Consider the following 20,522-nt stretch of genomic DNA (forward strand, 5'->3'; position numbering starts at 1 on the left):
TTTCCAAACCAATATTTACCGCTAATTTATCTTCTGCATCAATTAATTGTTGTGCTTTATCCGAACTTTTACTTTTTGCATAATCAACAGCTTCATCAATTAACGAAGCATATTGTGGTAGTTGGGAGGCACTTAATACTAATGATGGATTGGTGGTTGCATCTTGTGGTTGGTATTTTTTGATTGCTTCAATATCACCGGTATCGGCAACAACCACTGTCATTTTGCGTAGAGCTTCAAGTTGTGACATAAAATTTACTCCTTAATTTTATTTGAAAAGTGCTGGCATAGTACCACAGAAACAATTACTCTGAGTAGTACGTTTTCTATTATTGCGATTTACGATATTTAATATTAGCGTAACCGCCTGTTTCAAGACTGAAAACATTACTCTTAAAGACCTAATTGTTGCCAAATCTCATCAATTCGTTTCACGACATTCGGATCTTTTTTAATAGGACGCCCCCACTCCCGTTGAGTTTCTCCCTGCCATTTATTGGTTGCATCAATTCCCATTTTGGAGCCTAACCCCGCTACTGGTGAAGCAAAATCAAGATAATCTATCGGGGTATTTTCCACTAATGTAACATCCCGTGCTGGATCGCATCTGGTTGTAATTGCCCAAATTACATCTTTCCAATCGCGTGCATTAACATCATCATCACAAACCACTACAAATTTAGTATACATAAACTGCCGTAAGAATGACCAAACTCCCATCATTACACGTTTAGCGTGGCCAGCATACTGCTTTTTGATCGTCACTACCGCTAAACGATAAGAACACCCTTCCGGTGGTAAGTAAAAATCAACAATTTCCGGAAATTGCTTCTGCAAAATAGGAATAAAAACCTCATTCAATGACTCCCCCAGTACCGCTGGCTCATCCGGTGGACGACCAGTATAAGTCGAATGATAAATCGGGTCTTTACGCATTGTTAGATGAGTGACGGTAAATACCGGAAAGTGTTCCTGCTCATTGTAATAACCGGTGTGATCGCCATAAGGTCCTTCTAATGCAGTTTCATTCGGATCAATATATCCCTCCAGCACAATTTCCGCACCAGCAGGAATCTCCAAATCACAGCTTAATGCTTTCGACACTTCTGTTTTATTACCACGAAGCAAGCCTGCAAAGGCGTACTCAGAAAGCGTATCCGGAATAGGTGTTACTGCACTTAAAATAGTTGCCGGATCAGCGCCCAACGCTACAACAACTGGGAATTTCTCGTCTGGATGGACTTCTTTCCATTCCTGAAAATCTAAAGCACCACCACGATGCGATAGCCAACGCATAATTAATTTATTTTTTCCAATCAGTTGTTGACGATAAATACCGATATTTTGCCGTTTTTTATAAGGCCCTTTTGTAACTGTCAATCCCCAAGTAATTAAAGGGGCTACATCATCCGGCCAACAGTGCATAATCGGTAAACGGTATAAATCCACCTGATCTCCACTTAAAACAACATCCTGACATTCCGGTTTACTGATCGTTTTTGTCGGCATATTTAACACAGGGCGAAATTGTGTAATGCTGCTGAACAGATCTTTTATCCCTTTTGGCGGCTCGGGTTCTTTCAAAAATGCCAACAGCTTGCCCACTTCCCGCAATGTGCTGACATCTTCTTGCCCCATTCCCAATGCAACCCGTTTCGGCGTACCGAACAAATTACATAACACAGGCATATCAAATCCTTTCGCATTTTCAAACAACAATGCCGGCCCACCTTTACGCAAAGTACGATCCGCAATTTCTGTCATTTCCAGATACGGATCAACTTCAACCGTAATGCGTTTAAGCTCCCCCTGTTGTTCCAGCAATGTAATAAATTCACGTAAATTTTTATATTTCACCCTCTGCCCCTTATTAAGCCAACACGATCCAAGCCAATAAAATCGCTAAGATAAAACGGTATATCGCAAAAGAAACGAATGAGATTTTACCAATTAAATGCAAGAATGTTCGAATAGCAATCATTGCCACTACAAATGCGGTAACGAAACCAACCACAAATAACGGTAAATCATCCCACGAAAGAAAAGGAAGGCTTTTATATAAATCTAATGCGGTTGCACCAATCATCATCGGCACAGCTAAAATAAAAGAATATTCTGCTGCAGCTTTTTTACCTACTCCCATCAACAACCCACCGGAAATAGTCGCTCCGGAACGAGAAAAGCCAGGGAATAATGCCAAACACTGGAATAGCCCGATCGCAAATGCCTGACGGTAAGTAATTTGATCCAACTCTTCCGCATATGCCGGTTGCGGACGAAATTTTTCCGCCAAAATCAATAAAATACCACCGGCAACCAAAGCACCGATAACATTATGAATATTGAACCAAGATTTGATCGTGGAATGAAATAGTAACCCCAACACCACTGCCGGGATCATCCCTAAAATAATATGTATTAAATTTAAGTGAGCTTTGTTCCGATCCACTTTCTCACCGAAATGAATACCGATCAATCCGAACATTTTGCGCCAGTACACAAAAATAACTGCCAAAATCGACCCTAATTGAATAATCACTTCAAACGTTGCCGCTTTTTGCCCTTCAAAGCCAAGAAAATGACCGGCAATTATCATATGTCCAGTTGATGAAACAGGTAAAAATTCGGTTAAGCCTTCAACACAACCTAAAATGAAAGCAATTAATAATTCAGACATTCAAAACTCCTGCTTACGGCAACATTTTGCCAAGCTGTTTACCACCAACCAAATGCATATGTAAATGAAACACTTCCTGTCCGCCGTGTTTATTACAATTCACAATGAGGCGATAACCATCCTCATCAATACCTTGTTCTTTTGCAATTTTTGCAGCAATGACAAACAGATGCCCTAAAACTTGTTCATCTTCCGCTGTTACATCGTTGACAGTTGGGATGATTTTATTCGGAATAATCAAAATATGTGTCGGTGCTTGCGGAGCAATATCGCGGAATGCCGTAACTAAATCATCCTGATAGACGATATCTGCCGGAATTTCTTTACGGATAATTTTGCTAAAGATAGTTTCTGTTGCCATAACTTTTCTCCTTAAAAATAACTAATAATATGAAGGTTAAAATAACTCGTCTATTATAAAGGCTTTTTTATAGTTATGCTTGTAAAAGAGAAGAAAACTTCTTTACATTGTTTTAAAACAACTTTTTAACAATATTTCAATAACTTAATTTGAAATTTGATCTGTATCAACGATACCTCAAAACGGTAATTTCTAAACACTGAATTTGCTATTTATTCCCACTAAAACTTCCTATAATTAGCAAAATTTTTGAAAATATAAAATTTTTTTGAAGGAAATCGTGTTTATGAAAGATGCGACAACTATTGCACTGAATCCGGCACAGATGACAGATCTGGCGGAAGATGTTGCCGCTTATAAAGCACAGAAAAAACCTTTTCTCTCTTTTGCCTCCGGTATTTCCGCCGGTGCCTGTATTGCACTTGCCTTTGTGTTTTATACAACAACACAAACCGGATTAACTAATGCTTCGTGGGGATTGGCTAAACTCGTTGGCGGTTTGGTTTTCTCTCTTGGTGTCATTATGGTAGTGATTTTGGGAACAGAACTTTTTACCTCCTCCACACTAACCGCCACCGCTAAAGCTTCCGGTAGAATTACTGCTGTACAAATGCTACGCAACTGGGTTGTTGTTTATTTTGGCAATTTCGTAGGCAGTTTAATCATTGTGGCGTTAATCTGGTTCGCTGGGCAAACAATGGCCGTGGAAGGTCAATGGGGATTAACTATTCTGAAAACTGCACAACATAAAATTCACCATTCTTGGTTAGAGGCTTTTTGCTTAGGTATTTTATGTAATATTATGGTTTGTGTCGCCATTTGGATGGCTTATTCCGGACGGACGGTAACCGATAAAGCATTAATTATGATTTTACCGATTGGGATGTTCGTTGCTTCAGGTTTTGAACACTGTGTAGCAAATATGTTTATGATTCCAATGGGTATTTTGACAGCACATTATAGTGATGCTTCATTTTGGCAACAATTGGGAATTGATGCTTCACAGTTTGCCGATTTAGATTTCTACCATTTTATTGTGAAGAATTTAATTCCTGTCACATTAGGTAACATTATTGGTGGTGCGGTTTGTATTGGCTTATTCCATCGCTTTTTAGCCAAAGCGCACTAAAGCATTTATTTTTATTCATTATTCAATTAAGGAAATGATTATGACTCAATTAACAGAACAACAACAATTAGCTTGGTCAGGTTTCCAAGCTGGTGATTGGCAAGAAAACGTCAATGTACGTGATTTTATTCAACGTAACTACACTCCATATGAAGGTGATGAATCTTTCTTAGCTGGTGCTACTGCTGCTACCACCAAACTTTGGAATAAAGTTATGGAAGGTATTAAAGAGGAAAACCGCACTCACGAACCTCTTGATTTTGATACAGACATTCCTTCAACAATCATTTCTCACCCAGCAGGATATATCGAGAAAGAATTAGAACAGATCGTTGGATTACAAACTGATGCTCCTTTAAAACGTGCCATTATTCCTTTTGGTGGGATCAAAATGGTTGAAGGATCTTGTAAAGTTTATGGTCGAGAATTAGATCCTAAAGTAAAAAAAATCTTTACTGAATACCGTAAAACACATAACCAAGGAGTATTTGATGTCTACACACCAGATATTCTACGTTGTCGTAAATCAGGTGTATTAACCGGCTTACCAGATGCTTATGGACGTGGACGTATCATCGGAGATTATCGCCGTGTTGCCCTTTATGGTATTGATTTCTTAATGGCTGATAAATATAAACAATTCTCTTCACTTCAACCACGCTTAGAAAGCGGTGAAGATCTTGAAATGACCATCCAATTACGTGAAGAAATTGCTGAACAACATCGCGCATTGGGTCAAATCAAACAAATGGCTGCCAGTTATGGTTACGATATTTCCGGACCGGCAAAAAATGCTAAAGAAGCTGTACAATGGACTTACTTCGGTTACCTTGCTGCAGTTAAATCACAAAACGGTGCAGCGATGTCATTTGGTCGTGTCTCTTCATTCTTAGATATTTATATTGAGCGTGACTTAAAAGAAGGCACTTTGACTGAAGAACAAGCTCAAGAGTTGATCGATCATCTTGTTATGAAATTACGTATGGTACGTTTCTTACGTACTCCTGAATACGATCAATTATTCTCAGGGGACCCAATTTGGGCAACAGAATCTCTTGGTGGTATGGGTTTAGATGGACGTACTTTAGTAACTAAAAATACATTCCGTTTCTTAAATACTCTTTACACTATGGGACCATCACCTGAACCAAATATGACAATTCTTTGGTCTGAAAAATTACCGGATAACTTTAAACGTTTCTGTGCAAAAGTTTCTATTGATACCTCTTCTGTTCAATATGAAAACGATGATTTAATGCGTCCAGATTTCAATAGTGATGATTATGCTATTGCTTGCTGTGTGAGTCCAATGGTTGTTGGTAAACAAATGCAGTTCTTCGGTGCAAGAGCAAACCTAGCCAAAACAATGCTTTACTCTATCAATGGTGGTATTGATGAGAAAAACGGTATGCAAGTTGGTCCGAAAACAGAGCCAATCAAAACTGAATATCTTGACTACGATGATGTTATGACCCGTATGGATAGCTTTATGGATTGGTTGGCAAAACAATATGTTACTGCCTTGAACATCATCCACTATATGCACGATAAATACAGTTATGAAGCTGCATTAATGGCATTACACGATCGTGATGTTTATCGCACAATGGCTTGCGGTATCGCCGGATTATCCGTTGCGGCAGACTCACTTTCTGCTATCAAATATGCAAAAGTTAAACCTATCCGTGGCGACATCAAAGATAAAGACGGTAATGTTGTGGCTAAAGATATTGCTATCGACTTTGAAATTGAAGGTGAATATCCACAATTCGGTAACAACGACAGCCGTGTAGATGAAATCGCTTGCGACTTGGTTGAACGCTTTATGAAGAAAATTCAAAAACTTAAAACTTACCGCAATGCAGTGCCTACTCAATCTGTATTGACCATTACTTCCAACGTGGTTTACGGTAAGAAAACCGGTAATACTCCGGACGGTCGTCGTGCCGGCGCACCATTCGGACCAGGTGCAAACCCAATGCACGGTCGTGACCAAAAAGGAGCGGTAGCTTCATTAACTTCTGTGGCTAAATTGCCATTCGCTTATGCGAAAGACGGTATCTCTTATACCTTCTCAATCGTACCAAATGCGTTAGGTAAAGATTACGAAGCACAAAAACGTAATTTAGCAGGCTTAATGGACGGTTATTTCCACCACGAAGCGACCATTGAAGGCGGACAACACTTGAACGTGAACGTAATGAACCGTGAAATGTTGTTAGATGCAATGGAAAATCCGGAAAAATATCCACAATTAACCATTCGCGTTTCCGGTTATGCAGTGCGTTTTAACTCTTTAACTAAAGAGCAACAACAAGACGTTATTACTCGTACTTTCACACAAACTATGTAATTAATAACTATTGATTAAAAAACTGCCTTTCGGGGCAGTTTTTTTATATCTTTTATTCAAAAATTAAACATATTTCAAAAATATCCGGTTTATTTATATCTCATTTAACTTTTCTTATTTTTCTTAAAAAAAACTAGCCTTTTTTTTGCCTTGCTTGCTACACTGACTAACAATTCAAACATAACAACAAAATAGGAAGGCAAACATATGAATGACTTAACACTTTTATTCGAAAAAATTAAACAACGTGATCCGAACCAAGCACCATTTCATCAAGCAGTTGAAGAGGTTTTCGGTAGTCTAGCACCTTTTATCGCCAAACATCCGAAATATGCACAACAAGGCTTACTTGAACGTATCGTTGAACCGGAACGAGTAATAATGTTCCGAGTATCTTGGGTTGATGACAAAGGTCAAGTGCAAGTAAATCGTGGTTATCGTATTCAAATGAACTCCGCCATCGGTCCTTATAAAGGCGGATTACGCTTCCATCCGACTGTTGATCTTGGTGTCTTAAAATTCCTTGCTTTTGAACAAGTCTTCAAAAATGCTTTAACCACGTTACCTATGGGTGGCGGCAAAGGAGGTTCTGATTTTGATCCTAAAGGCAAATCTGATGCGGAAGTAATGCGTTTCTGCCAAGCATTTATGACCGAACTTTCTCGTCACATCGGTGCCGATCTTGATGTACCTGCCGGTGATATTGGCGTTGGCGGACGTGAAATCGGCTATCTATTTGGACAATACAAACGTGTTCGTAATGAATTTGCTTCTGTATTAACCGGAAAAGGTTTACCTTACGGTGGTAGTTTGATTCGTCCGGAAGCCACCGGTTACGGTGTGGTGTACTTCGCACAAAGTATGTTAAAAACCAAAGGACAAAGCATTGAAGGTAAACGCGTGCTTATTTCCGGTTCAGGTAATGTTGCGCAGTATGCAGCTGAAAAAGCGATCCAATTAGGTGCGAAAGTCTTAACCCTTTCCGACTCAAACGGTTTTGTTAAATTTGCTGACAGCGGTATGACAGAAGCTCAATTAGCAGCATTAATTGAATTAAAAGAAGTGCGTCGCGAACGTATTTCTGTTTATGCCAAAGAACAAGGCTTAGAATATTTTGCCAACCAAAAACCTTGGGGAATTCCTTGTGATGTCGCACTACCTTGCGCAACGCAAAATGAATTGGATACAGAAGATGCCAAAACATTATTGAGTAATGGTTGTATCTGTGTTGCCGAAGGGGCGAATATGCCATCTACTTTAGGGGCTGTAAACGTATTTATCGATGCCAAAATTCTTTATGCACCGGGTAAAGCCAGCAATGCCGGCGGGGTGGCAACATCAGGATTGGAAATGAGCCAAAATGCGATTCGTTTATCTTGGAGTCGTGAAGAAGTGGATCAACGCCTTTTCGACATTATGGCAAATATCCACGAAAACTGCGTTGCTAACGGTAGTGAAAACGGCTACATCAACTATGTAAACGGCGCCAATATTGCCGGTTTCCGCAAAGTGGCTGATGCAATGCTAGCACAAGGTATCGTATAACCCTTTTCCACAATTCCTTTTATCTCTTGAAGATGGGTATTTCCCATCTTCTTTTTTTATCATTCTAATTATTCCTTCTTCAAAAAAGATCAACATTATTCAATATTATTTTAAATGCAGATTTCTTATAACATTTCCAATTACCATCATATTTTTATCCCTTTTAGTTATAAAAAATAATAAAAAGTGCTAAATAGCCATCTAGCCGTATAGAAATAAATTTATATAATGCCTTTATGTTTTAGTTTAAATGGACTCTGAAAATGGATTGGCAATACGTTGTTAATGCAATTCCAAAATTTATTGATGCAACCTTACTCACGCTTTATTTAGCGGGAGCCGGTATCCTTTTCTCGCTCATCATCGGCATTATCTGTGCAGTACTGCTGGTGTATCCGATACGAGTTTTATCTCGCATCACTAAAGCTTATATTGAAATCTCTTGCAAGATTGTTTACCACGAAATGACTTTCACTCGTCAAGTTTCAGACCACATTATTTTTATGGATCAAAGCAATATTATTGAATAGAACACTCCAGAACAATTTTTAAGAAGTCGGTAAAATAGATTCCGTCATCACAGATATTCAGCAATTAACTGATAAAACATTATTAGTTAATAAGGGCACTACCGCCGATGCCTTCTTCACAAAAAATTATCCTAATATCAAATTATTGAAATTTGAACAAAATACAGAAACCTTTGATGCCTTAAAAGATGGGCGTGGCGACGCATTAGCACACGACAACACACTATTATTCGCGTGGACAAAAAATAATCCAGGCTATACCGTTGGTGTGCGTAGCTTGGGCGAACAAGAGTTCATCGCTCCGGCAGTACAAAAAAATCAACCTGAATTATTAAAATGGTTAAATGATGAAATCGTAAAACTAACTAAAGAGGGTAAAATTAAAGCCGCTTACGAAAAAACACTACATCCAGTTTACGGCGATACCATCAGCGAATCTGATATTTTGGTGGATTATTAGTAATAGACAAAAAAGGTAAAGGCTTATCCTTTACCTTTCATAACTTCTCATCTACCAGCGATACCAATATCTGTGAGGCCAACGTGGGCCTAAATCGTATGGAGGAAAATCATCATAATAAAATTGCCGCTCAATCTCCATCTGTCGGATTTGTTGCTGAGCCATATAATTTTGTAATGCCAATTTATAACAAGATTGGAACATTGGATCATTCACCCGCTTAGTATATTCCGCTTTGAATGCTTTCTGCTCTTTTTCTGTTAAGCCAATATCCTGATCAAACTGACGCTTCATTAAATATGCCGTTTCTTCATCACACTGTTTTGCCAAAGCAACCTGTAGCGCCTGCTGCTGCCGAATTTGAGCCTCCTCTCTAGCTCGCTGTTGCTCCGGTGTCAAAGCACAAGCGGTTAGGAGGACAACAAGACCCATAATTAATATTCGTTTCATAATCTCACCTTATATCTTCACAAGATTCTGTAAGATTAGAATACTACCAATAACGATTAAAAAACAGTAAATGATTTTATGATAATTAATATTATATTTATGCATCAATTGGTATCCGAATAATCCAAGTAGTAATCCTATAATAAATGCAGGAAACATACTTACTATGTGAGAAAAGACCTCTCCTGTTAGCAAATCTTTATTCCAAAATCCTATAATTGCACCTATCATTTGCAGCATAAACAATGGCTCACTATTTTTGAAAAACAAGTCAAAGCGTGTGAAGCAAAAATTCAAGAAGAGGATCAAGCTGCATTAAAATAATAAAAAACAACCTCCTACTACTTGCCCCATAATATATGAATATGGGGCTTTTTATGCTTTGAATATTTTTTTCTTATATGTTGTAGTTAGGTTATATATTCAAGACAAAAAACCGCATCTAGTCGATGCGGCTTTATTATAACTTGTGGAAGAAAGACTATTTCTTCTTCGCATATTTCAAAGAATCTATTGCTACCGCAAGGATAATGATGGTACCTTTGATAATATATTGCCAATATGGGTTTACGCCGATGTAGGTTAAACCATAGTTGATAACAGTGAAGATGATTACACCGGTGATTACGCCGATAACTGTACCAACCCCGCCGGCAAAAGATACACCACCAACCACGCAAGCGGCGATAGCATCCAATTCATACATAAAGCCGAGGTTATTAGTCGCACTACCGATACGACCACCTTCCAACATTCCGGCAAAACCGTAAAATGCACCGGCAAGTACATAAACGAAAATTAAGTTACGCGCAACGTTTACACCGGACACGCGCGCCGCTTCCGGATTACCGCCGATCGCAAACATATTTTTACCAAAGCGTGTTTTATTCCACACGACCCAGACAAAAAATGCAGCGATTGCAGCATAAATGGTGATGTAGGAGAGTCTGAAATCGCCAAGTTGGAAGAAACCTTGGGTAAATTCAGAGAAAGATTTGCTGAAACCGGCGATCGGAGAAGAGCCAACCGCATCATAGTAAAGTGAGTTTGCACCATAGACGATAATCATCGTTCCTAAAGTCGCAATAAACGGTGTTACATTCAGATAGGCGACGATTAAGCCGTTAATCATTCCGATAACTGCACCGATAGCACAAACAATTAAAATCACAACAGGAATTGGCATTTCGGCAAGATCAGGGAACACACGATTAGTATTATCCAACGCTTGTAACATTGTTGCGGAAACCACCGCTGCCAATCCAACCTGACGACCGGCGGATAAATCCGTACCTTGTGTAATCAAAATACCTGCCATCCCCAATGCAATAATTAAACGCACGGATGATTGTGTCAAAATATTACTGAAGTTCAGTAAACTTAAAAAGGTATCATCTTGTGAAACGATCACCCCTAACAAGATTAAAAGAACAAAATAAATCGCATTTTGTTTCATAAAATCAAGTGATTTTTTTTGTTGAATACCAGCCATAATTCAATCCTTTTATCAACTTATAAATATTTTGCTGCAAGTTGCAAAATCTGTTCTTGCGAGGTTTTTGCCGTTTCGACAATCCCTGCTACCCGACCATTACTCATCACTAAAATTCTATCCGTTACTCCGAGCAACTCCGGCATTTCGGAAGAGATCATAATGATACCTTTATCTTTCTCTGCTAATTGCATCATTAATTGGTAAATTTCAAATTTCGCACCGACATCAATACCGCGTGTCGGTTCATCCATCATTAGAATTTCCGGTTGTGTTAATAACCAGCGCCCGATAATCACTTTTTGTTGATTACCGCCTGATAATGAACCGATATTGGTACGATGTGATGGTGTTTTCACATTCATCGAATCAATTACCCATTGTGTATCGCTTTTCATCTTTGCGGTGCTGAGAAGACCTAATTTACCTAGATACGATTTCATATTAGAAATCAATGAGTTAAATTCGATACTTAAATTAGCATAAATCCCTGTTGAACGGCGTTCTTCTGTGATTAAGGCAAAACCGTTATTAATCGCCTCCAATGCACTTTTATTGCGCATCTCTTTGCCGTGCAGTTTGATCGTTCCGCGCGCTCTTTCACGAATACCAAAAATAGTTTCAACAATATCAGTTCGTTTTGCGCCCACCAAACCGGCAATACCTAAAATTTCACCTTTACGAAGTTCAAAACTGATATCTTGGATAGACGGTTGATTTTTTGCCGTTAGGTGTTCAACAGTAAGAATGGTTTCTTTCGGCACATTGCGTTTTTCAGGGAAACGCTGGGTTAATTCGCGACCAACCATCATCGTTACTAATTGATCCATATTAGTATCTTTAATTTTGACGGTATTGACCCATTTTCCATCACGTAAAATGGTCACTTCATCACAAATCTTAAAAATTTCATCCATTTTGTGAGAAATATAGATAATGCCGCAACCACGATCTTTTAGTTTGGCAATAATTTTGAACAGATGCTCCACCTCTTTTTCAGACAATGATGAGGTCGGTTCATCCATAATAACGATTTTGGCGTTATAGGAGAAAGCTTTTGCAATTTCAATCATTTGCATCTGTGAAACAGATAAATTGGCAACTTTCTCTTTCGGATCAATATCAATATCCAATTCATCAAAAATCGCTTTTGTATCACGATACATTTTCCCGTGATCCACTAAAAAACCATTCAACGGATAACGCCCCAACCAGAGGTTATCCATTACACTTCTTTGACGAACGAGATTCAATTCTTGGTGTACCATCGAAATCCCATTTTCAAGGGCTTCTTTTGAGGTACGGAAATTAACGTCTTTGCCTAAATAGAGAATTTCACCTTCATCTTTCGCGTAAATTCCAAATAGGCACTTTAATAATGTGGATTTTCCCGCACCATTCTCGCCCATTAATGCGTGAACGGAATGTGCGTGAACTGTTAAATTGGCGTGGTCAAGTGCTTTCACACCGGGAAATGATTTGCTGACATTTTTCATTTCTAGCAGCACTTGACTGCTATTTGTTTCGGCTTGTACTACCATATTCAACCCCAAAGCAGGAAAGAGGGGGATTGCTCCCCCACGATCTGGTAATCAGATATTATTTTAAGAAATCACTTAAATTTTCTTGATCGACACCTACATAAGGAATACGAACAACGCGTTTTTCTAATTTCCATTGTGTTCCCTCTGTCGCTTCTTTGCCTTTCGCTAAGTTGCTGGACAAATCAACAACTGCTTGAGCTTGACCAACACCATCATTCAAGACAGTGCCGGCAATTTCACCTTTCTTGATAAGTTGAAGCACTTCAGGCAATGCATCCACACCATAAATCGGTAATTTTTTACCGTGTGCTTTGGTTGCTTCTAATGCGCCCATCGCCATACCATCATTGTTGGAGATGATCACTTCGATATCGTTAGCTTTTGAACTGGACAACCAAGCATCAGTTTTATCTTTCGCCATTGCGGCATCCCACATACCAGTATCCAAGAAGAGTTGTTCGGTTGAAATACCTTTTGCATTTAATTCTTCAACCACATATTTTGTACGAGCCTCCGCATCAGGATGTCCCGGTTCACCTTTTAATAAGGCAAATTGGATTTTACCATCTTTATTTAAATCCCATTCCGGATGTGCATTCCACTGTTTTGCAATCAAATCACCTTGGATAATACCTGATTCTTTTGGATCAGTTCCTACATAGTAGGCCGCATCATAACTGTCAATTGCTTTTTGACCAGGATCTTTATTGAAGAAAACAATCGGCACATTCAAGCCTTTCGCTTTATTAATCACTGTTGGAGCAGCAGACGGATCAACCAAGTTAATTGCCAATGCTTTTACACCTTTAGAAAGTAAAACATCAATTTGATCGTTTTGAATAGATTGTGCATTCTGTGAGTCATTCATCAATAATTTAATGCCTTCCACTTTTTCAGCATCTTTATTGATTTCTTTACGCATCAAAGACATAAAATTATCGTCATATTTGTAAATAGTTACACCGATACGAACATCTTTTGCCTGCGCCATAGTGCTTAATCCTAAGCCTAATGATAATGCAATCGCACTAAGTACAATTTTCTTCATAATACACATCTCCTATTAAATTTACTGGAAATTCATAATCTTAAGAGCAGCTCACTCTTTATTTATACAGTCAAAACTATCGTTATCAACTGTCGGTTATCTTTCCATACCGCTATTGCAGAAATATAACTTCAAATAGCATACAGATTTTTTTTAATATTTGATGTGATCGGTTTCACAAAAATGTAACTTAATTACAATTTTTTTATTTTATACATCTTTCAACAGAAAAACGCCTTACCAAAGTTGGATTAAATTGTATCGGTTCCGGCAGTTCAATATCATTATTAGCTAAACTTAATGCTAACTTACCAGCATAATTTGCCATTAAATCAATAGGATAACGTATGGTGGTTAATTTAGGAATTAAATGATTAGCTATCGGCATATCATCAAAACCAATTAAAGAAAAATCTTTAGGCACAATAATACCGTTTTCACTCAATACCGACATTGCACCTGCTGCCATTGAATCGTTATAGGCAACAACTGCAGTTAAATCACTGTTATAACTTAATAAATTAATCATTGCCTCCTCTCCTCCTTCAAAATTCGGTGAGCTTTTTGTAATAGCCAATTCTTTGATAGGAATTTTATATTTTTTCAATGTATTTAAGTAACCTTGTAGTCTATCAGTTTCATCGTGTATCGGATGATTAGAACCGATGTAACCAATACAACGATGTCCACTCCGAATTAATGTTTCAGTAGCGATTTCTGTTCCTTTGACATTGTCTAAACCTATACAACGGTTCTCGAATCCAGGAACAATACGATTAATAATTACCATTCCTTTAATCGCCGTTAAATATGAAGACAACTCCTCATCTGATAAGGCTTTTGCGTGTATCACCAAGCAGGTGCAACGTTTTCGTAGCAGGTTATCAATCGCTTTGCGCTCTTTATCCGCATTGTGGTATCCCATACCAATCAAAATATTTTTCTGATAACTTTCCGCCACTTGATCTATAGATTTCACTAAAATAGCAAAAAACGGATCTGTTACATCTGTTACAACAACACCAATAGTATCTACAGCGTGTGATGCTAAGGCCTGAGCATTTGCATTCGGTTGATAGTTTAATTCTGCAACTGCTTGTAATACTTTATTTTTTGCTTTTTCGCTAATACTTGGATGATCATTGAGTACACGAGAAACCGTTGCAACTGAGACCCCAGCTACTTTAGCTACATCGCGAATTGTTACCATATTTTTATCCTATACCAATCTTTGTTACATTATTTTCGTAAATAATAACGCTAAATAGATACATCGTACTAAAAATATGTTCTTTTTGTGATCTGGATAACAGTTTATTGCGAAAATAATTGGTATCTTACGCATTAAATTGTAACCGTTTACATTTGATAGCAAGGAATACTTTATGAGCGAAATTTTTGATCCTACAGAACATCCACATCGCCGTTATAATCCATTAAAAGGCGAATATGTGCTGGTTTCACCACATCGAGCAAAACGCCCTTGGCAAGGTCAACAGGAAAAAGCAACAGATGAACAAAAACCAAGTTACGATCCAAGCTGTTATCTTTGTCCGGGAAACAGACGCATCACGGGTGAACAAAATCCGCAATATACCCAACCTTTTGTCTTCAAAAATGATTTTTCAGCACTATTGAATGAAACACCAGCACCACCAATAAGTACTAATCCATTATTTCAATTTAGCCAAGCAACCGGTGAAAGTCGTGTAGTTTGTTTCTCTCCAGATCACAGCAAAACCTTACCGCTGTTGACTGAACAAGAAATTTTTCAGGTTATTCAAGTGTGGCAACAACAACTTAAAGAATTAGGGAAAACCTATCCGTGGGTACAGATTTTTGAAAACAAAGGGGCAGCAATGGGTTGTTCCAATCCTCATCCACACGGCCAAATTTGGGCAAACAGTTTTTTACCGAATGAAATCGCACGTGAAGATCAGATGCAACGTCAATATTTTCAGCAGCATCATTCTGTGTTATTAGTCGATTACGCAAAACAGGAATTAGAACGGAAAGAACGAATTGTTGTTGAAACCGAGCATTGGCTTGCAGTCGTACCGTTTTGGGCAGTTTGGCCATTTGAAACACTGCTCTTGCCTAAAGCTCACGTAGCTCGAATGACGGAATTAAACGACTCACAAAGCCGTGATTTGTCCACTGCTTTAAAACAATTAACAACAAAATATGACAATCTTTTTATGACCTCTTTCCCTTATTCAATGGGCTTTCACGGTGCGCCATTCACTAATCAAGATCAGCAACATTGGCAATTACACGCCCATTTTTACCCACCACTGTTGCGTTCAGCAACAGTGCGTAAATTTATGGTTGGTTACGAAATGCTAGCTGAATCACAACGTGATTTAACCGCAGAACAGGCAGCCGCTCGACTAGCCGCATTATCCACCACCCATTACAGCCAAATTTGATTGAGAGGAATTTATGCAACCTATTGAAATTGCCAAAAAAGTATTTATTGAACGTTTTACCACTCAACCGACATTGCAAGTTTATGCACCCGGTAGAGTAAATTTAATCGGTGAACATACTGACTACAATGATGGTTTCGTTATGCCTTGTGCCATTAATTACGGCACTTCAATTTGTGGGAAACCACGAGATGATCATCATTTTAATGTTTATGCCGCTGATTTAGATGAACAGGATCAATTTTCATTGTTGCAAGAAATTAAACCGAGTGAACGGAAATGGTGTAATTATGTTCGAGGCGTTGTCTATTTTATTCAGCAAGCCTGCCCTAATTTTACACAAGGAGCAGATATTGTAATTAGCGGTAATGTTCCTCTTTCGTCAGGATTAAGCTCGTCCGCCGCATTGGAAGTAGCAACCGGCAAATTCTGCCAACAACTAGGAAATCTACCAGTAACTAATACACAGCTCGCCTTAATTGGTCAAAAAGCAGAAAATATTTTTGTCGGTTGTCAATGCGGTAATATGGATCAGCTTATTTCTGCCTTAGGACAACAACACCACGCAATGATGATTGATTGTCGTAGTTTAGAGACAATTCCAACACCGATTCCGGATAACTTAGCCATTATGATTATAAATTCTCACGTCAAACACGATCTGGTTGATGGTGAATATAATACACGCCGTCAGCAATGTGAAACCGCAGCTAAGTTTTTTGGTGTAAAGGCATTAAGAGATGTGAGTATGGCACATTTTAATGCTTACGGAAAAGAGTTGGAACAACATGCCCCGTTAGCTTATAAACGAGCTAAACATATTGTTACCGAAAATGCTAGAGTATTGGAAGCAGTTGAAGCTCTAAAACAGAACAATATCAAATATTTAGGTGAATTAATGGCTCAATCACACCAATCTATGCGTGATGATTTTGAAATTACCGTACCAGAAATTGATTATTTAGTGGAATTAGCTCAACTAGCTATAGGCAATAGCGGCGGTGCAAGAATGACAGGTGGCGGTTTTGGAGGTTGTATTGTCGCCATTGCGCCATTTGAAAAAGTGGAGTCTGTGCGTAAGATAATCGCCGAAAACTATCAAAAACAGACAGGCTTAAAAGAAGATTTCTATGTTTGTACCGCTTCACAAGGGGTTCATTTATGCTAACTGCAACAAAAATTATCGCCGCAGATAACTTGCCCTATCAATTGGTGACACTCACAAACAAAAACGGAATGCAAGTGCAATTAACCGATTGGGGCGCAACCATTTTATCCATTTTAGTGCCAGTAAAAGGCAAACTTCGTGAAACAGTTTGTAGCTGCCCTCTTTCGAAGTTAGCAGAAAACCAAGCGTTTTTAGGGGCTACTATCGGACGTTTCGCTAATCGTATCAATCAAGGTCAATTCCGCTTGGCAGCAAAAACACAAAAAATAGTGAAAAATCAAGATAATAAGCACACGCTTCATGGCGGTGTAGGCTTTGACAAACGCCGTTGGAAAATTGAACTCATCTCCACACAAACAGCAATTTTATCTCTGTTTTCTGCGGATGGCGATCAAGGCTTTAGCGGTAATTTACAGATTACTCTAAAATATCGCTTAACTGATGATAATGCATTATTCATTGATTTCTTAGCAAAATGTGATCAAGACACCGCATTAAATTTAACAAATCATAGTTATTTTAATCTTGATGAAGGCGTTACTGATGCTCGTCAACATCAATTACAACTGTTTGCCGATTACTATTTGCCGGTCAACGCAGAGGGTATTCCAAATCGTCCATTGACCGCAGTTGAGGCAACACATTTCGATTTTAGAAAAGAAAAAGTCATCGCTACCGACTTTTTAAAAGATGCCGATCAGAAAGCTGTTGGTGGCTACGATCACGCTTTTCTGTTGCAAGGTAAAAATAGTCAACTAAAACCTGCAGCCAAATTAACCTCATCATCTGGTGATTTGACATTACTGCTTTCCACTACTCATAATGCAATTCAGTTTTATAGTAGCAATTTCCTTGCTGGCACCCCAAGCCACACTGGAAAATATCAAAATTATCAAGCCATTGCGTTAGAGCCTGAAGCATTACCAGACACTCCAAATCATCCGGAATGGTATCAGTATGGAGGAATCCAAAAAGCGCTTCAACCTTATTATCAACAAATCGTTTATCAATTTATTTAGCACAAAAAAAGGTGGTCAATAAAAAATGACCACCTTGTATTTTTCTTATTTATCAATTATTTAATAAATCATTATCCAACAAAAACGCTTTCAACTTATCAAAATCTGCCGGCATTGTGATTGATAATAATGGTAAGGCGTTATGTTTAGCCAATGCTTCCGGTAATGCCACTTCAGTCTCTAAAATTCGTTCAACACTTTCTTTAAATTTTGCTGGATGTGCCGTACAAAGGAAAATACCGGTTTCTTCCGGTTGTAAATCCTGTTTAAGCACTCGATAAGCAATAGCACCGTGTGGTTCACAGAGGTATCCGTTAGCAAACATATCCTTCAATGTTTGCTCAGTTTCATTGTCAGTTACACTATCGGAATGCAAGTCATTCAATGACCAATTTTTACGACGGAATAACTCCTCAACGCGTGGCCAGTTATTTGGACGGCTAACATCCATTGCATTGGATAATGTCGCCACTGTAGCGTTCGGTTGCCATTGATGAGAACGCAAATAACGTGGTACGGTATCGTTAGCATTAGTTGCAGCGATAAAACGCTTAATAGGTAAACCTATAGCTTTTGCAATTAATCCCGCAGTTAAATTCCCAAAATTACCGCTTGGTACAGAGATCACCACATTTTGACGTTGCGCTTTCGGTAATTGTGCAACCGCTTCAAAATAGTAACAAATTTGTGCCAATAAACGACTAATATTAATTGAATTAGCTGAATTTAGACCAATTGCCTTACGCAGTTCCTGATCATCAAAGGCCTGTTTGACTAGAGCTTGACAAGCATCAAAATCGCCTTCAATGGCGATAGTACGAATATTGCCACCCAAGGTGCAAAATAATTTTTCTTGCAACACACTGATTTTACCTTTCGGATAAAGAATTACTACATCAATATTTTCCAATCCATAAAATGCGTGTGCCACCGCCGCACCAGTATCGCCTGAAGTTGCTGTCAAAATAGTAATTTTTCCATCTTTACGAACAGTTGCTAATGCTTGAGCCATAAAGCGTCCACCGAAATCCTTAAAAGCCAATGTCGGACCGTGAAACAACTCCAATGCATAAATATGATCTTCAACTTTGACTAAAGGTGCCGAAAAGGTAAACGCTTTTGCTACCATATTTGCTAACTGTTCAGCACTAATTTCATCACCAATTATAGCAGATAAAATTCGTTGACTACGCTCTACCAAAGGCAGTGCTAATAATTCTTCAACATTCTCAAAATACGGCAATGTTTCTGGGAAAAATAAACCTTGATCTTTTCCTAATCCTTGACGCACTGCCTGTGAAAAATTGACTTTCTCTTCCGGATGTTTGATGTTGTATAAATTCATTCTTTTTCCTTTTATTCCTTAACTAAGTTGTCTTGCACCTTGGTTGTCGACCTGACAAATATGCACAAAACCTTCATTATTTTGTAAATAGTGTTTTTCTAAATAATCCGCCACTTTATTTGCGGTGGTTAAATCCGGTGCAATAGCGAACATTGTTGGCCCTGAACCTGAAATACCTGTTGCCAACGCCCCAAGATCCTGTGTTGCCTGTTTCACTTCTGCAAAATTTGGTAATAATTGCTGGCGATAAGGCTCTGCAATGACATCTTTCATCATAATGGCGGCTAAATTTTCTTGATGAGTATGACAAGCGTGTACGAATCCCCCTAAATGTCTGCCGTGAGCAATCACATCTTGACGAGTATAACTTTTCGGCAAAATAGCTCTCGCTTCTGCAGTGGAAACTTTAATTCCCGGATAAGCCAAAACCCAATACCAATGATCAAAAAATGGTAAACGCTGACAAATTGACCCTAGCGACTGCACCATAAACTGCACGCCCCCCATAAAACAAGGAGCAACATTATCGTAGTGAATTGAACCGGAGATTCTGCCTTCCAATTCCCCCATCATCTCTAACAATTCCATATCAGAAAACGGTTCTTGGTGGAATTGATTTAATGCCACCAATGTAGCCACAATTGAACAGGCACTTGAACCCAATCCTGAACCTATCGGCATATTTTTTTCCAAGGTTAAACGTAATGGCTTTAATGTATGATTGCGTAGTTTCAAACGTTCACTAAACAACACATAAGCCTGATAGACAATATTTTTCTGTGGCTCTTTCGGCAATTTACGCACAAAATAACCGACACTTTCAAATTCAAATTGGTTTACACAATCCTCAATTTGAATAATATCACCCAACAATGAACCATCAATCGGTGAAATTGCTGCCCCTAAAGTATCAAATCCAACACTAATATTGGCACTTGAAGCCGGCGCATAAATTCGTAACATAATCAATCC

General features: G+C 38.5%; 18 protein-coding genes and 1 pseudogene. 8 read left to right on the forward strand and 11 right to left on the reverse strand.

The genetic code is table 11. The features are described 5' to 3' along the window. The 4 genes from JP36_RS02270 to hinT form a co-directional block, all read right to left on the reverse strand. A partial coding sequence (locus JP36_RS02270) for a transaldolase family protein (protein ID WP_039171565.1) occupies positions 1–250 on the reverse strand: 250 nt, incomplete at its 3' end. A 143-nt stretch (positions 251–393) separates the two neighbouring features. After that, complete coding sequence (gene ubiD, locus JP36_RS02275) at positions 394–1,857, reverse strand: 4-hydroxy-3-polyprenylbenzoate decarboxylase (protein WP_039136835.1); 1,464 nt, start codon at positions 1,855–1,857, stop codon at positions 394–396. A 13-nt stretch (positions 1,858–1,870) separates the two neighbouring features. Continuing rightward, positions 1,871–2,677, reverse strand: coding sequence for an undecaprenyl-diphosphate phosphatase (gene bacA, locus JP36_RS02280; protein ID WP_039171568.1), 807 nt, complete (start codon positions 2,675–2,677; stop codon positions 1,871–1,873). A 13-nt stretch (positions 2,678–2,690) separates the two neighbouring features. Further along, positions 2,691–3,038, reverse strand: a complete 348-nt coding sequence (gene hinT, locus JP36_RS02285) for a purine nucleoside phosphoramidase (protein WP_039136831.1) — start codon at positions 3,036–3,038, stop codon at positions 2,691–2,693. 286 nt (positions 3,039–3,324) lie between these two features. On the opposite strand from hinT, the gene focA reads away from it, so the two are divergent. The 5 genes and pseudogenes from focA to JP36_RS02310 form a co-directional block, all read left to right on the forward strand. Further along, positions 3,325–4,167: a formate transporter FocA gene (gene focA / locus JP36_RS02290; RefSeq protein ID WP_039136829.1), complete on the forward strand. Its 843-nt coding sequence runs from the start codon at positions 3,325–3,327 to the stop codon at positions 4,165–4,167. A gap of 40 nt (positions 4,168–4,207) precedes the next feature. Next, a complete protein-coding gene (gene pflB / locus JP36_RS02295) occupies positions 4,208–6,520 on the forward strand; it encodes a formate C-acetyltransferase (protein ID WP_039136827.1) in 2,313 nt (770 codons plus the stop codon). A 207-nt stretch (positions 6,521–6,727) separates the two neighbouring features. Next, entirely contained in the window at positions 6,728–8,065 is a 1,338-nt protein-coding gene (gene gdhA, locus JP36_RS02300) for an NADP-specific glutamate dehydrogenase (protein ID WP_039136825.1), read from the forward strand. 263 nt (positions 8,066–8,328) lie between these two features. Further along, positions 8,329–8,595, forward strand: a complete 267-nt coding sequence (locus JP36_RS02305) for a hypothetical protein (RefSeq protein ID WP_039136823.1) — start codon at positions 8,329–8,331, stop codon at positions 8,593–8,595. A gap of 25 nt (positions 8,596–8,620) precedes the next feature. Then, a pseudogene (locus JP36_RS02310) lies at positions 8,621–9,055 on the forward strand (ABC transporter substrate-binding protein); the annotation flags it as partial. Positions 9,056–9,106: 51 nt separating this feature from the next. Here JP36_RS02310 and JP36_RS02315 read toward each other — a convergent pair. The 5 genes from JP36_RS02315 to JP36_RS02340 form a co-directional block, all read right to left on the reverse strand. Further along, positions 9,107–9,505: a hypothetical protein gene (locus JP36_RS02315; protein ID WP_052119432.1), complete on the reverse strand. Its 399-nt coding sequence runs from the start codon at positions 9,503–9,505 to the stop codon at positions 9,107–9,109. A gap of 481 nt (positions 9,506–9,986) precedes the next feature. Beyond that, positions 9,987–10,997, reverse strand: a complete 1,011-nt coding sequence (gene mglC, locus JP36_RS02325; protein WP_013746683.1) for a galactose/methyl galactoside ABC transporter permease MglC — start codon at positions 10,995–10,997, stop codon at positions 9,987–9,989. A 20-nt stretch (positions 10,998–11,017) separates the two neighbouring features. Beyond that, a complete protein-coding gene (gene mglA / locus JP36_RS02330) occupies positions 11,018–12,538 on the reverse strand; it encodes a galactose/methyl galactoside ABC transporter ATP-binding protein MglA (RefSeq protein WP_013746682.1) in 1,521 nt (506 codons plus the stop codon). Positions 12,539–12,596: 58 nt separating this feature from the next. Continuing rightward, positions 12,597–13,589 (reverse strand): galactose/glucose ABC transporter substrate-binding protein MglB, encoded by a 993-nt coding sequence (gene mglB / locus JP36_RS02335; RefSeq protein WP_039171571.1) that lies wholly within the window; start codon positions 13,587–13,589, stop codon positions 12,597–12,599. A 205-nt stretch (positions 13,590–13,794) separates the two neighbouring features. Next, a complete protein-coding gene (locus tag JP36_RS02340; protein WP_039171574.1) occupies positions 13,795–14,799 on the reverse strand; it encodes a substrate-binding domain-containing protein in 1,005 nt (334 codons plus the stop codon). A 175-nt stretch (positions 14,800–14,974) separates the two neighbouring features. Between JP36_RS02340 and galT the strand changes: the two genes are divergently transcribed. From galT to JP36_RS02355, 3 genes are read left to right on the forward strand one after another with little or no spacing between them, the layout of a single operon-like run. Beyond that, positions 14,975–16,018, forward strand: a complete 1,044-nt coding sequence (galT, locus tag JP36_RS02345; protein WP_039171576.1) for a galactose-1-phosphate uridylyltransferase — start codon at positions 14,975–14,977, stop codon at positions 16,016–16,018. A 13-nt stretch (positions 16,019–16,031) separates the two neighbouring features. Beyond that, positions 16,032–17,186: a galactokinase gene (gene galK, locus JP36_RS02350; protein WP_039171578.1), complete on the forward strand. Its 1,155-nt coding sequence runs from the start codon at positions 16,032–16,034 to the stop codon at positions 17,184–17,186. Then, positions 17,180–18,205, forward strand: coding sequence for a galactose-1-epimerase (locus tag JP36_RS02355; RefSeq protein WP_039171581.1), 1,026 nt, complete (start codon positions 17,180–17,182; stop codon positions 18,203–18,205). The genes galK and JP36_RS02355 overlap by 7 nt, the downstream gene beginning before the upstream one ends. A 52-nt stretch (positions 18,206–18,257) precedes the next feature. Here JP36_RS02355 and thrC read toward each other — a convergent pair whose 3' ends face one another. Together thrC and thrB are read right to left on the reverse strand one after the other, a co-directional pair. Beyond that, the gene (gene thrC, locus JP36_RS02360; protein ID WP_039171583.1) at positions 18,258–19,550 is read right to left on the reverse strand and encodes a threonine synthase; all 1,293 of its coding nucleotides are present in this window, start codon (positions 19,548–19,550) and stop codon (positions 18,258–18,260) included. Positions 19,551–19,568: 18 nt separating this feature from the next. Further along, positions 19,569–20,513 carry a homoserine kinase gene (thrB, locus tag JP36_RS02365; RefSeq protein ID WP_039171585.1) on the reverse strand — a complete coding sequence of 315 codons (945 nt, stop codon included), beginning with the start codon at positions 20,511–20,513 and terminating at the stop codon, positions 19,569–19,571. Positions 20,514–20,522 lie beyond the last annotated feature (9 nt).

Source organism: Gallibacterium genomosp. 1 (assembly GCF_000771875.1).
In the GTDB taxonomy this organism is placed as follows: Bacteria; Pseudomonadota; Gammaproteobacteria; order Enterobacterales; family Pasteurellaceae; genus Gallibacterium.